Origin of the sequence: Methylocystis sp., from assembly GCF_050246715.1 — a bacterium.
Classification (GTDB): Bacteria; Pseudomonadota; Alphaproteobacteria; order Rhizobiales; family Beijerinckiaceae; genus Methylocystis.
The window spans coordinates 23,075-36,453 of the sequence record NZ_JBFWVN010000037.1; the positions used below are offsets into that span (position 1 = coordinate 23,075).

A 13,379-nucleotide genomic window follows, 5' to 3' on the forward strand; every position below is an offset into this window, starting at 1 on the left:
TGCAAGCTGCGGGAGGACAATGAGGCGAAGACCTAGCGAACCTAATGTCCGATCTCCTTCTCGAACTTTTCTCCGAAGAAATTCCGGCGCGCATGCAGCGGCAGGCGGCTGACGACCTCAAGCGGCTTGTCACCATTGCGCTCGTCGATCGCGGACTGACCTATGAGGGCGCGGCCGCTTACGTCACGCCGCGTCGTCTCGCGCTGCAGGTCGTCGGCCTGCCGTCGCGCCAGCCGGATGTGCGCGAAGAACGCAAAGGACCGCGCGTCGGCGCGCCGGAGGCGGCGATTGCCGGCTTTCTGAAGAGCGCCGGACTTGCCTCGCTCGATCAGGCGAGGATCGAGAAGGACAAGAAGGGCGCTGAATTCTATCTCGCGGTCATCGAACGCGCCGGCGCGCAAACCATCGACGTGCTGGCCGACATTCTTCCGCAGATCGTCAAAAACTTTCCCTGGCCGAAATCGATGCGCTGGGGCGCGGCGTCCGAGCGCACGGAGTCGCTGCGCTGGGTGCGTCCGCTCCATTCGATCGTCGCGACCTTCGGGCCCGAGACTGAAACGCCCGACGTCGTGGTGTTCGAGGTCGACGGCGTTGCGTCGGGCAATGTGACCTACGGCCATCGCTTCATGGCGCCCTACGCGATCCAGGTGAAGCGCTTCGATGATTACGCGCTGGCGCTCGAACACGCGATGGTCGTCATCGATCCGGCGCGCCGGCGCGACATCATTCTGCACGACGCGAAGGACCTCGCCTTCGCGCAGGGGCTGGAGCTGGTCGAGGACGCGGGACTGCTCGAAGAAGTCGCGGGACTCGTCGAATGGCCCGTGACGCTGATGGGGAAATTCGACGAGAGTTTTCTTGTCATTCCGCCGGAAGTGATCCGCGCGACGATCCGCGTGAATCAGAAATGCTTCGTGCTGCGCAAGGACGGGGAGCTCACGAACCGCTTCATCCTCGTCTCTAACATCGAAGCCAGCGACGGCGGCGCGACAGTCGTCGCCGGCAATGAGCGCGTCATCGCGGCGCGACTGTCTGACGCGAAATTCTTCTACGAGACCGATCTCAAGACGAAGCTCGAAGAGCGGCTGCCGAAGCTCGATTCAATCGTCTTTCACGAAAAGCTCGGTACGCAGGGCGAGCGGGTGAAGCGCATCGCAGCGCTGGCGAAGGCGCTTGCGCCAATCGTCGGCGCCGACGCCTTTCTCGCCGAACGCGCGGCGACGCTCTGCAAGGCCGATCTCGTTTCCGAAATGGTTGGAGAGTTTCCCGAACTGCAGGGGCTGATGGGCCGCTATTACGCGACCGCGCAAGGCGAGGACGCAAGCGCCGCCTCGGCGATCGAAGAACATTACAAGCCGCAGGGCCCGAACGACCGCATCCCGACCGATCCGGTATCGATCGCCGTGGCGCTCGCCGACAAGCTCGACACGCTCGTCGGCTTCTGGGCGATCGACGAAAAGCCGACAGGCAGCAAGGACCCTTACGCGCTGCGCAGGGCGGCGTTGGGCGTGATCAGGCTCGTGCTGGAGAATGAGCTTCGGTTGCCGCTCCACGGCGTCATGGCCGGGCTTGTCCCGGCCATCCACGCGCAACGTGACGGCGTGGATGGCCGGAACAAGTCCGGGCATGACGCGGCCACGGACCTCCTCGAATTTTTCATCGATCGCCTGAAGGTCTACTTGCGCGACAAGGGGGCGCGATACGATCTGATAGATGCGGCGCTTGGCGCCGTCGCTTTCGCAGATTCCGAGAAGGAAGAAGCTGCGAGCGCGCCGCTACAGGACGATCTGCTCATGATCACCCGCAAGGTCGAGGCGCTCGACAAATTCCTTGCAACCGACGACGGCAAGAACCTGCTCGCCGGCTTCCGCCGCGCCGTCAATATTCTCAAGATCGAGGAGAAGAAGGACGGGCCGGACGCCTATGCGCATCGCCACGCGCCAAATCTTCGGATCGAACCGCAGGAGCATAAGCTCGCCGCCGCGATCGCCCGCGCCCGCGAAGAGACCGCCGAGCATCTCAAGACGGAAGATTTCGCCGGCGCCATGCGCGCGCTGTCGAAACTGCGCGCGCCGGTCGACGCCTTCTTCGACGATGTGACGGTCAATGCGGAGAACGCCGATCTGCGCCTGAACCGCCTGCGCCTCTTGGCCGAACTGCGCCGGGTGATGATGGGCGTCGCCGATTTCGGCAAGATCGCGGGCGAAACGGCTACGGCGTAACCCTCCCCCATAGGGCGCAACCATGCGAGCCAGGAGGCTCGCCAACCCCGGTTCAGTTATTTCATGGCGTCGCCCAACCTACGCCCCGTTGCCGGTGAAATTGCGCGGCGCCGGCGAGATGATTTTCGCCGTGCCGCCGCCGATCTCCAGCACCGAAAGCCCGCGCTCATTGACGCCCTCCGGCTTGAAGCGGAAGACGCCGTCGGCGCCGTTGAAGCCGGACGGATTGGTCAGCACGCTTTCCGAATAGCGCTGAGAGCCCTGCGAGCGCGACAGCGCGATGGCGAGCGACACCGCGTCATAGGCGAGCGTCGCCACCCGCGCCGGGTCGGAGCCATATTTCGCCTTGTAGCGCTGTGCGAAGGCGTTGAAGCCGGCGTTCTCCGGCGCGGTGAACCAGGCGCCCTGCAGCGCCGGCAGATTGAGCGTGCGCGCGTCGTTCCAGAGACCCGTGCCGAAAATCTGCACCTTCTTCGAGTCGATCCCGTTCGCCACGAGCTCCTTCGACACGGCGGACATCGCTTCGGCCTGTTCGGGAATGAACAGCGCGTCAAACTGATCGCGCGCGGCGGCGAGACGCTTCACCGACTCGCCCGGCGCGCCCGGCTTGTAGCGCTCGATCACCGGCACGCGGATGCCGTAAGTCGCGGCGCTCTGCTGGAACTGCGCCATCGCCAGCGTGCCATAGTCGTTTTCGGGAACGAGCGCGGCGATCGACTTCTTGCCGTGCTGCGAGGCGTAACTGACGCCGCGATCGACATAGCCCTCGACCGCGAAGGACAAGAGATAGCTGCCGCGGCCGGCGGCCGATGAGTCGGTGGAGAAGGCGATCATCGGCTTGTTGGCGGCGCGCGCCACGCGGCCGGCCTCCTTGACGCCGGCGCCGAACACCGGACCGAGAATGATCTCCGCGCCCTCATTGATCGCCGTCTGGGTCGCCGCCGCCGCGCCCGACGGCGTCGAGCGGTCGTCCTTGACGAGGATCGTCACGTCATTCTCGCCGCTGTCGGCGTAAGCGAGCTTGGCGGCGTTCAACAGCGATCCGCCGACCGAGGACGGGCCCGACGGCCCCGTCAAAGGCACAATCAGCGCAATTTTCACCGCGCCGGTTCCGATGGTCTCGCCTTCCGCCGGCCCGGTCTGGGTCGAGGCGCTCAACTTCAGGTCGCGCCTGCCGGACGACCAGGGTCCGCTGATCGGATTGCAGCCGGCAAGCAGCGCCGCGAGGCCCAGAAGCGCGGCATGTTTCATCACGGCCCGGCGCCTGGGCGCGCCGGCGCGCCCGTGAGAAGACAATGTCGGCATCATATCTCCCTGCGCCGAAGGCTTTCGCCATGGCGCGGCTCATCTGCGCTAAGGTCCGAGTCCCTGGCGGAATGTCAATAGATGGGCCATTTGGAAGAATTGCGGCCAGGGGCGTCTTGAAGCGCATGCTATGCGTAGTTTGAACTTGTCCTGTTAATCGAACATTGTGTATCTTATAAAGAACGAAAAAGAGCGACGCGCATGACCATCGAGGCCTCTCCCCCGCCCGCCGCGAGCTATGCCGCCTTCGGCCTGCGCGCCGAAGCGGAACGGATCGAGCCAGGACTTCACCTTGTCGCGACGCCGATCGGCAATCTGAAGGATATTTCCTTTCGAGCGCTGTCCACGCTCGCGGCGGCGGACGCCGTGGTCGCCGAGGATACGCGGGTCACCAAGACCCTGCTCGCCCATTACGGGATTTCGACGCCGCTCGTCGCCTATCACGAGCATAACGCCAGGGTCATTCGCCCGCATCTTCTGGCGCGGCTCGAGGCCGGCGCGAAGCTCGCGCTCGTCTCCGACGCCGGCACGCCGCTCGTCTCCGACCCTGGCTTTCGGCTGGTTCAGGAAGCGCTGGAGAAAGGCGTGCATGTCACGTCGGTGCCCGGCCCTTCTGCAGTGCTGGCGGCGCTGGTTGTCGCAGGACTGCCGACCGACCGCTTCTTCTTCGAGGGCTTTCTGCCCCACAAGAGCGGTCCGCGCCGGGCGCGGCTCGCCGAACTCGCGCATATTCCCGGCACGCTGGTGTTTTTCGAAAGCCCGCGGCGATTGCTCGAGACGCTCGCCGACTGCGCGGCGGTGCTCGGCAAACGCGACGCCGCGATCGCGCGCGAACTGACTAAGATGTACGAGTCGGTGCGTCGCGGGCCGCTCGACGAACTTGCCGCTGCGCTCGCCGAAGAGGAGCCGCCGAAAGGCGAAATAGTTCTGCTGGTCGCCCCGCCGGGCACGGACGCGGCGCAAGCCTCGGCCGCTGACCTCGACGCCAAGATCGAAGAGGCGCTGACCGCGCATTCGCTGAAGGACGCGGCGAGCGTCGTGTCCGCCGCGACCGGCCAGCCGCGCCGGCAGGTCTATGCGCGGGCGCTGGAGCTCGCGGCTGGGCGGGGGAAGTAAGATAAGCTTGCGCCCCCTCCCCAAGCCTCCCCCGCTTCGCGGGAGAGGGAGTCCGACTCGGGTCCCTGTGATGAAACTGCGCAATCTGCGTCGTTAGGGTCCCCTCTCCCGCGCAGCGGGGGAGGGACAGGGAGGGGGCACAGTGATCACCCCTGTTTCATGATGAGCGAGACAAAAGACCCCTCCCGCCGCGCCGCCTATGTCTACGGCCTTCGCGCCGAGACGTTGGCGACGCTGTGGCTGCGGGCGCGGCTCTATCAAATTCTCGCGCGCAATTTTCGCGCGCATGGCGGCGAGATCGACATCGTCGCGCGGCGCGGCCGCGCCATCGTCTTCGTCGAAGTGAAAGCGCGCGGCGATCTCGATGACGCATTCATCGCCATCACGCCGCAAAAGCAGCGGCGCTTCTCGCAGGCCGTGAGCCGCTGGCTCGCGGCGAACCCCTGGGCGATGAGTTACACGCTGCGCGCCGACGCGATTTTTCTCGCGCCGGGCCGACTGCCCCGCCATCTCGAAAACGCCTTCAAGCTTCGCGTCGGCTGACGCGTCACGCGGTCTGAATAAACCGCCGCTCGAAGCCCTCCAGCGCCACCGCGGTCAGCACGCCGGTCTTGAACGCCTGAGTGTCGAGATTGATCCTATTCGGCAAATCCTCGACGTCGCGATGCGGCGTGTGGCCATGCACGATCACCTTGCCGAAAGAGCGCTCGTCGTCGAGAAACCCCTCGCGAATCCACATCAGATCATGCGGGTTCTGCAGATGTAGCAGGTGGCTCCGCCGCACGCCGGCATGACAGAAGAAATAGCCGCCATATTCCGCCCAAAGCCTGGTTTCTTCGATGAAGCGGCGATGTTCTTTAGGGAAATGCGCGAGAAATTTCACCCGGACCCGCGAGGCGCCGCCAATCGCCACTTCCGCGCCGGCGTCGACGCCATAGGAATGCAACGTCGTCAGCGCGCCATTGTCGACCCAGTCGTCGAGCGATTCCGCGTCGTCGAGAAAGCGCAGCAGCGCGTCTTCGTGATTGCCGCGCAGCGCGACGATCGGCGTCGGGAAATCCCCCGAGGACAAGCGCTTCAAAACGCCGTTGGAGCCAAGCCCGCGGTCGATATAATCCCCGACGAAAATCGTGACCGCCTGTCGGCAAGGGCGCGCCGCGACATCCTCAGCAATCGCTTCGGCGAGCGCGTGCAGAAGATCGGCGCGGCCGTGAATGTCGCCGATCGCGTAAAGGCGCATGCCGGGCGGCGCATCGGCGGTCCGTAAGGCGGAGGAGAAGGAACGAATCGTCATGGCTTCACTTCATTTATTGTCACGGCGCGCATTGACGAGCGGAAGGCGTGGCCTCATCGACGGCGGCGTCTGTGGTCCTTCCCACTCGTCGCGCCGGAGCCGAGAATGCAGCCAGGCATAGAAGGGGCGAGGAAACATGCCGTATTTCAAGAAGGTTTTCGATTGCGCGGCCCGCCTTGCGCCGATCCTGGCGCTCGCGCTGAGCTTCGCCGCTGGCGCGCCAGCCTTTGCCGACACGCCGGATGAAACCTTCAAAGCGCTGGGTCTCGCGAAGACAGCCTCGCCCAAAGAGCTCTACGACGCGCTGACAAAGCGCTATTACGACGAATCGCAAGGCGCCGGCAAAGGGTCGTTCTCGAAATATTGGGAGCCGATCCCGATCTCGAAATATCTCAATCCGCATGATTTCTATAAGCCGCCGCAGTCGATCGAGATCGACGCCAAGCGCGGCGACTGCGTCGAATGCCATAGCCAAGTCACGCCCGGCTGGACTCATAGCTGGAAGGGCAGCGTGCATGGCAATCTCGATTCGATCCGCAATCTCCCCGACTCGGATGCGCGCGCCTATAAAAAAGCGATGATCGCGGAGGTCGAGAACAACCTCCGTTCGATGGGGACGCTCAAGGCCGGCGAGAATTTAAAGGAGGTCGGCTGCATCGACTGTCACATGGGCGTCGGCAAGGATCACGGCCAGCACCAGACCGAATTGAAAATGCCCGACGCCGCCGCCTGCGGCCAATGCCATGTGCAGCAATTCGCCGAACGCGAATCCGAGCGCGACACTTTCACCTGGCCGCAGGACCAATGGAAGCCCGGCCATCCGTCACACGCGCTGTCGATGAAGGCCAATGTCGAGAACGCGGTGTGGGCGGCGATGGAGCAGCGCGAAGTCGCGGAAGGCTGCACCTTCTGTCACACGCCGCAGACGACATGTAACTCCTGCCATACGCGCCATGAATTCTCGGCGGTCGAAGCGCGCAAGCCGCAGGCCTGCGCGATTTGCCACAACGGCGTCGATCATAATGAATTCGAAGGCTACATGCTCTCAAAGCACGGCACGATCTATCAGACGCGCGGCGACAAATGGGACTGGAACGTCCGTCTCGCCGACACGATGGAGAAGGGCCATATGAACGCCCCGACCTGCGCCTTCTGCCACATGGAGTATCAGGGCAAGTTCACGCACAATATGGTGCGCAAGGCGCGCTGGGCCTTCGTGCCGATGCCGAAGATCGCCGAGAATTTAAATCATCCCTGGTTCACGCAGCGTAAGGAGTCATGGGTGTCGACCTGCTCGAACTGTCACTCCGACAGTTTCGCCCGCGCCTATCTCGACGACATGGACAAGGGGATCATCTCCGGCCTCGACATTACCGAAAAGGCGCGCAGCGTTCTCGTCAAACTATACAACGACAAGCTTCTGCCGGGTCAGACGACGAACCGCCCGGCGCCGCCGCCGCCGGAGAAGGACGACGCGGGCGGGTTCTTCCAGCTGTTCTGGCACAAGGGCAATAATCCGAGCGCCATCGAATATGTCTTCGCCGACATGTGGGAGCATCATCAGATCAAGCATTACAAGGGGCTCGCGCATATGAACCCCGGCGGCTACACCTATACCGAGGGCTGGTCGCAGCTCATCGGCGCGGCGGCGAAAATCAACGACGAGGATACGAAGCTGCGCGAAGCGGCGGAGATTCGCGCCGAGCTGAAGCGCATCGCCGGGCAGAAGCGCGGCGATCTCGATCTTAATTCGCCGACGCGCCGCGCTTTCGCGGGCGGCCTGGGTCTGCTGGCGATGCTTGCCGGCGCCGGCCTGCTGATGCGGCGCGGTCGCAAGGACGTGTAATCAATCTTGCCGCCGTCATTGCGACCGGGAGCGCAGCGCAGCGGGAAGTAATCCAGCGTGACGAAGACGCTCTAGATTGCTTCGTCGCTTCGCTCCTCGCAATGACGACGCTGTTATCGCGGAGAACCCGCAATGTCATTCCCGACGCGCGAAGCGCGATCGGGAATCCAGGGGCCTTCTGCGATAGAACCGGCTGTTGCTCTGGATTCCCGCTTTCGCGGGAATGACATTCGGGTGCGGGAGCAATCGGAACTCTGATAGTTAGGCTCGCATGATTCCCCGCATTCGGCTCATCGCCGGCGTCGCGCTCATCGTTTTCGGCTTTGCCCTGCTCGGCTGGGCGATTTACGCGGGCCTCAATCCGACCGTTCCTTTTGAGACGCGGCTCGCGCCGGTCTCGCCGGAAGCGGTGAAGGAGGCCGACGGCTTTGGGCTTAGCGCCGATCGGCTCCAACAAATCGAGATATCGGCGAAGGACGAGCGCCGTCCTCTCGCGATCGGCATCATCGCGCGCGATGAGGCAGGCCGGCTGACGCCGCTGAGGTGGCGCAATGAAGTTACCGAGCCGATCTTTTTCTCCGACGTTACGGCGGAGGACGCGACGAAGGTTCTCGCCGCGATCCGCGAAAATGTCCCGCAGGACGCGGTCGTGCTCGCCTGGTGGGATTTTTCGCGCGCGATACGATTGGTCGCCAGCCGCGCCGCGCCGCTCGACGACGCCCAGGCGCGCGGCCTTCTCACGCCGGCCGCCTGGTCAGCCGCCACGGCGCCGGAACGCGCGCGCTGGGGCGCAGGCGCTCCGGTCGCCTCAACGGAGAGCTTTACCCGCTTCATCGACGCGCTGCTCGACACTGACGAGGCGCGCGCCGCCGACTCCATGAAGAAGCTTGCTGACGGCAAGCCAGCCTATGTCGCCGTGCGCATCTCTGACGTGTGGCGGCTCGCCGTAGCAAAGCCGCAAAAGCTCTCGATCGCCCATAAGGATTTCGCCGCGACCGGCGTCTCGCACGGGCTGATCAAATCCGCGCAGCAATGGCTGCGCGACGAGAAGATCGAAGGCGGCTTCGCCGTCGAACCGATCAGCGGCGCGACGCGGCTGCATTATTTTGCACAAAAGAGCGACGGCGACCGGCTGATCGCGCGGCTGCTGCCGTTCTCCACCTCCCTGCCCGCGCCGCCGACGCGGTTTTCCCTCGTCTATCAACACAAGGGCTGGTGGATTTGGCGGCTCGACGATTAGGCGCAACTGGCGCAGCGCCGAAGCGTGTGAAGATTGCCTGATGCCGGCATGAGTGCGAATAGCGCGGGATTTCCCAATTGGGCGGTCTTCTTAACCCTTACGGCTTGTTAACGCCTCCCCGCTATGGTTTGTTGTGCGCCGCACCGCAGCCCCACAAATGGCGAAATTGCGGGCGATAGACCGGGCGTCGCAGCCGAAGTCGCCATAGAGCGCCAGCCGACTCAAGGACAAATCATGAATCCAGCCGAGATCGCCGCGGCTCCCCTCGCCGCTCCCGCCGCCGACATCACGATCTGGACCATGTTCTGGGGCGCGCACATCGTCGTCAAAGCCGTCATGCTCGGGCTGCTCGCCGCCTCGGTGTGGTGCTGGGCGATCATCATCGACAAGACGCTGCTTTTTGCGCGCTTGCGCCGGTCCATGGATCGTTTCGAGGAAAATTTCTGGTCGGGCAATTCGCTCGAGGAGCTTTACGGCAAGCTTTCCGAGCGGCCGCAGACCGGCATGGCAACGCTTTTCGTCGCGGCGATGCGGGAATGGAAGCGCTCCTTCCAGGCGGGCGCCAGCGCCTCCTTCATGGGCCTGCAGGCGCGCATCGAGAAAGTGCTCGACGTCTCCATCGCGCGCGAAGTGGAGAAGCTTGAATCCAATCTGCTGGTGCTCGCGACCGTGGCGTCCGCCGGCCCCTTCGTCGGCCTCTTCGGCACGGTCTGGGGCATCATGACGTCGTTTCGCTCGATCGCGGCCTCGAAGAACACCTCGCTCGCCGTCGTCGCGCCGGGCATCGCCGAAGCGCTGCTCGCCACCGCCATCGGCCTCTTCGCCGCCATCCCGGCGCTCATCGCCTACAACAAGATGCAGGGCGACGTCGCCAAGGCGCAGGCGCGGATGGAAAGCTTCGCCGATGAGTTCTCGGCGATCCTGTCGCGGCAGATCGACCAGCACGCGGCCTCGTCGAACCGCGACCGCGCAGCGTAAGGAGCGGGCATGGGCGCTTCCCTCTCGGCTCCGGGACGCAAGGGCGGCAGGCGGCGGCGTGGCGTGCCGCGTTACGGCGCCATGGCTGAAATCAACATGACGCCGTTCATCGACGTGATGCTGGTGCTGCTCATCATCTTCATGGTGGCGGCGCCGCTCCTCGCGACCGGCGTCGCCGTCGATCTGCCGCAGACGAAGGCCGGCGCGCTCAACATCGACCAGAAGCCGGTCTCGATCGCGATCGACGAAAAGGGACAGGTCTTTCTAATGGATCAGCCGGTCGAGACGACGCAATTGCTCGACAGGCTGAAGGAAGCCGCCAAGCAGGGATTTGACGAACGCATCTATGTCCGCGGCTCGAAGGCGGTGAATTACGGCCGCGTGGCGGAGGTGATGTCGCTCGTCACGAGCGCGGGCTACAAGAAGGTCGCGCTGGTGACGGAGCAGGAGAAGAAGTGAGCTGAGCGGAAATGAAAATTTCGCGCTCCGAACCCGGTCTTCCGCTCTCCTCGGCAATCCACGCCGGATTGCTTCTGGCGGCGCTTGTCCTCTTTTCCGACAAGAGGTTTGACGATGCGGCGGAGATGGTTGCGATCGACCTCGTCACCGACAGCGATCTCAACCAGATCATGAAGGGCGAGAAGACCGCGCGCGAGATCAAGCCGACGCCGCGCGTCGACAAGGTTGCGCCCGAAGCCGAGGCGAAGCCGGAACCGCCGCTCGCAGAAGCCAAAAAGGACGTTGCGACGCCACTCCCGCCCGCGCGTCCGCTGCCGCAGCCCTCCGCCGACGAGGCCGAGCCGACCCCGCCAAAGCGCGTCGCCGCCCAGCCGCCGAAGCCGGAGCCGCAACCTAAGCCTGAGGAAAAACAGCCCGAGCCGAAACCGTCCAAGCCTAAAGCCGCGGCGCCGGAACCGAACAAAAAGGCGGCCGAAAAGGAGCCGGAAGAAGCTGAAGTCGTGAAGCCGAAGCCGCCGGCCAAGGCGGACAATTCGGCAAAGGATGCGGCGCATTCGGAGAAACCGAAGGATCGGCTCAAGCTGGACGAAGTGGCGAAGCTCCTCGCAAGCAAGAAGCCGCCAGAAAAGCTTAAGCCTGAACCGACAATCGGCGAATTGGCGGAAAAGGCGGTCAAGCAATCGAAACCGAAATCGGGCGACGAGGCTCCGCCAAAAACGAAATTCGACGCCGCCAGCATTTCCAAATTGCTCAGTCGCGAAGCGCCGCAGCGCAAGGCCGCGACCGGCCGAGCCATGCAGACGGCGGCGGCCGGCGCGCCGACCGGGGCGGCCGCCAAAATGTCGGCCTCGATGGAAGCGCGCATCGCCGCCTACATCCACGATCACTATTACCCTTGCTGGGCCTCCGCCTTGTCGCTGGGCAGGCAGACCTATACGCCGATCGTGGAGTTCCATCTGTCGCGCGACGGCGCCCTCGATGGCCATCCCAAACTGCTGAACGCTTCAGCGACCCCGACTGAACACGCCCGCGGCGAACAGGCGATGCAGGCGGTGCGCCGCTGCAGCCCGATGCGGATTCCGCCCGAGTTCATGCCCTATTATGAAGAGGCGCTGCGCGAGGTCACGATCCGCTTCCAGGATGCGAATTAGTGACCGGCTGCATCCGCCCCCTCCCCAACCCTCCGCCGCTGACGCGGGAAAGAAAGAGGTTTCCGCGCTTTGCCGCCATTGCGCTAACGCCGATCGTTAGAGTCCCCTCTTCCGCGCGCGAAGCGACGCGGGGGAGGGACAAGGAGGGGGCAATGACGCTCCCTCCGACAACGCCCATCGCCGCGACGCGTTACGGTTTCTTCACGGCGATGCTGGAAAGATTTCGCCCATGACACACAGCATCACCCGACGCGGCGCCGCCGGCCTTATCGCCGGTGCGGCGTTCGCCCCCTTCCTTCCCGCCGCATTGGCGCGCGCTGGACGCATCATCGATCTCAAGGGCGGCGGCTTTCAGCCGATCAATATCGCCGTCGCGCCTTTCGTCGGCGACGAAGCCGCGCGCACCGTGACTTCGGTGACGCTGAATAATTTCAAGCGCTCGGTGTTCCTCAATCCGATCGAGCCTTCAGCGCTGCCGGCGAACGCCGCGCCGCCCGACGCAGCGCCCTATCTCGCCGCCTTCAAATCCGTCAACGCGCAATTCGTTCTGACCGGGCGTTCGCAACGCGCCGGCGACGGCAGGCTCAAAACCGAGTTCCGACTCTTCGACGTGACGACGGGCGAACAGGTCGCCGGCCAGCAATATGTGACCGAAGCCGCCAATATGCGGCGAGTCGCGCATCTCCTCTCCGACGCCGTCTTCACCCGGATCACCGGCGAAAAAGGCTTCTTCGACACGCGCGTCGTCTTCGTCGACGAAACGGGCTCGAAAAACCGGCGCCGCAAGCGCCTCGCCATGATGGATCAGGACGGCGCTAATGTGCGCTATCTGACGCGCGGCGACGAACTCGTCGTCACGCCGCGAATTTCGCCCAATTCGCTTGACGTCACCTACATGTCCTTCGGCGCCGACGGCGATCCGAAAGTCCTGTTGATGAATATCGAAAACAGCCAGCGTGAAGTCGTCGGCAATTTTCCCGGCATGACGTTCTCGCCGCGATTCTCGCCCGACGGGCAGAAAATCATCATGTCGCTGTCACAGGGCTCGACGACGAATCTCTATACGATGGATATCCGCTCGCGCACGACGATGCGTTTGACCGACACGGCCGCGATCGACACGGCGCCGTGCTACTCTCCGGATGGCGCGCGCATCGTCTTCGAGAGCGATCGCGGCGGCTCGCAGCAGATTTACATCATGGGCGCGCAGGGCGGCGACGCGAAACGCATCTCGTTTGGCGGCGGCCGCTATTCGACGCCGGTGTGGTCGCCAAAGGGCGATTACATCGCCTTCACCAAGCAGAACGGCGGCAATTTCGCGATCGGCGTGATGAAGACCGACGGCTCCGGCGAACGCATTCTCACCGAAGGCTTTCACAATGAAGGCCCGACCTGGGCGCCGAACGGCCTCTTCCTGATGTTCTTTCGAGACTCCGGCGGCGGCGGCGGACCGAAAATCTACATGGTCGACGTCTTCGGTCAATCCGAGGTCCAAGTGCCGACGCCGAGCTATGCGAGCGATCCCGCCTGGGGCCCGCTGCAGGATTGAGGACGAGTATTGTCCGGCTGTTTTGTTCCCTACGTCCACTTCCTTTGGTCGGCGTTCCAAAATTCAGCTTCAATGGCATTCGATGCACGTATACTAGGGCCTGTCATCAATTGAGCCAGACGATAGCTGCGGAGAGGTGGATCGCGGCGAGAAAATTTCGAGCGGTTTTGTCGTAGCGCGTTGCGATGGCCCGAAATTGCTTGAGCTTGCAAAAGAAAT

At 63.9% G+C, this 13,379-nt stretch carries 11 protein-coding genes and 1 pseudogene; 9 read left to right on the forward strand and 3 right to left on the reverse strand.

The window, feature by feature from the left end:
- Positions 1-44 precede the first annotated feature (44 nt).
- Positions 45-2,222 (forward strand): glycine--tRNA ligase subunit beta, encoded by a 2,178-nt coding sequence (gene glyS, locus AB7I51_RS12260; RefSeq protein WP_428403886.1) that lies wholly within the window; start codon positions 45-47, stop codon positions 2,220-2,222.
- A 78-nt stretch (positions 2,223-2,300) separates the two neighbouring features.
- On the opposite strand, the gene AB7I51_RS12265 is transcribed toward glyS, so the two are convergent.
- Positions 2,301-3,527, reverse strand: a complete 1,227-nt coding sequence (locus AB7I51_RS12265; RefSeq protein ID WP_428403887.1) for a penicillin-binding protein activator — start codon at positions 3,525-3,527, stop codon at positions 2,301-2,303.
- A gap of 201 nt (positions 3,528-3,728) precedes the next feature.
- Between AB7I51_RS12265 and rsmI the strand changes: the two genes are divergently transcribed.
- Both rsmI and AB7I51_RS12275 read left to right on the forward strand, forming a co-directional pair.
- Positions 3,729-4,643: a 16S rRNA (cytidine(1402)-2'-O)-methyltransferase gene (gene rsmI, locus AB7I51_RS12270; RefSeq protein ID WP_428403888.1), complete on the forward strand. Its 915-nt coding sequence runs from the start codon at positions 3,729-3,731 to the stop codon at positions 4,641-4,643.
- Positions 4,644-4,805: 162 nt separating this feature from the next.
- Positions 4,806-5,186 (forward strand): YraN family protein, encoded by a 381-nt coding sequence (locus tag AB7I51_RS12275; protein WP_428403896.1) that lies wholly within the window; start codon positions 4,806-4,808, stop codon positions 5,184-5,186.
- 4 nt (positions 5,187-5,190) lie between these two features.
- Here AB7I51_RS12275 and AB7I51_RS12280 read toward each other — a convergent pair whose 3' ends face one another.
- A complete protein-coding gene (locus AB7I51_RS12280; protein ID WP_428403889.1) occupies positions 5,191-5,937 on the reverse strand; it encodes a metallophosphoesterase in 747 nt (248 codons plus the stop codon).
- 136 nt (positions 5,938-6,073) lie between these two features.
- Between AB7I51_RS12280 and AB7I51_RS12285 the strand changes: the two genes are divergently transcribed.
- From AB7I51_RS12285 to tolB, 6 genes are all read left to right on the forward strand, one after another.
- Positions 6,074-7,783 carry a multiheme c-type cytochrome gene (locus tag AB7I51_RS12285; RefSeq protein ID WP_428403890.1) on the forward strand — a complete coding sequence of 570 codons (1,710 nt, stop codon included), beginning with the start codon at positions 6,074-6,076 and terminating at the stop codon, positions 7,781-7,783.
- 271 nt (positions 7,784-8,054) lie between these two features.
- Positions 8,055-9,023 (forward strand): hydroxylamine oxidation protein HaoB, encoded by a 969-nt coding sequence (haoB, locus tag AB7I51_RS12290; RefSeq protein WP_428403891.1) that lies wholly within the window; start codon positions 8,055-8,057, stop codon positions 9,021-9,023.
- 234 nt (positions 9,024-9,257) lie between these two features.
- Positions 9,258-10,001, forward strand: a complete 744-nt coding sequence (tolQ, locus tag AB7I51_RS12295; protein ID WP_428403892.1) for a protein TolQ — start codon at positions 9,258-9,260, stop codon at positions 9,999-10,001.
- Between the two features lie 9 nt (positions 10,002-10,010).
- Entirely contained in the window at positions 10,011-10,460 is a 450-nt protein-coding gene (locus tag AB7I51_RS12300) for an ExbD/TolR family protein (RefSeq protein ID WP_428403893.1), read from the forward strand.
- 11 nt (positions 10,461-10,471) lie between these two features.
- On the forward strand, positions 10,472-11,611 hold the full coding sequence (locus AB7I51_RS12305) for a cell envelope biogenesis protein TolA (protein WP_428403894.1): 1,140 nt from the start codon (positions 10,472-10,474) through the stop codon (positions 11,609-11,611).
- Between the two features lie 229 nt (positions 11,612-11,840).
- A complete protein-coding gene (gene tolB, locus AB7I51_RS12310; protein WP_428403895.1) occupies positions 11,841-13,160 on the forward strand; it encodes a Tol-Pal system beta propeller repeat protein TolB in 1,320 nt (439 codons plus the stop codon).
- 106 nt (positions 13,161-13,266) lie between these two features.
- On the opposite strand, the pseudogene AB7I51_RS12315 reads toward tolB, so the two are convergent.
- Positions 13,267-13,379, reverse strand: a pseudogene (locus AB7I51_RS12315) (IS5/IS1182 family transposase); the annotation flags it as partial.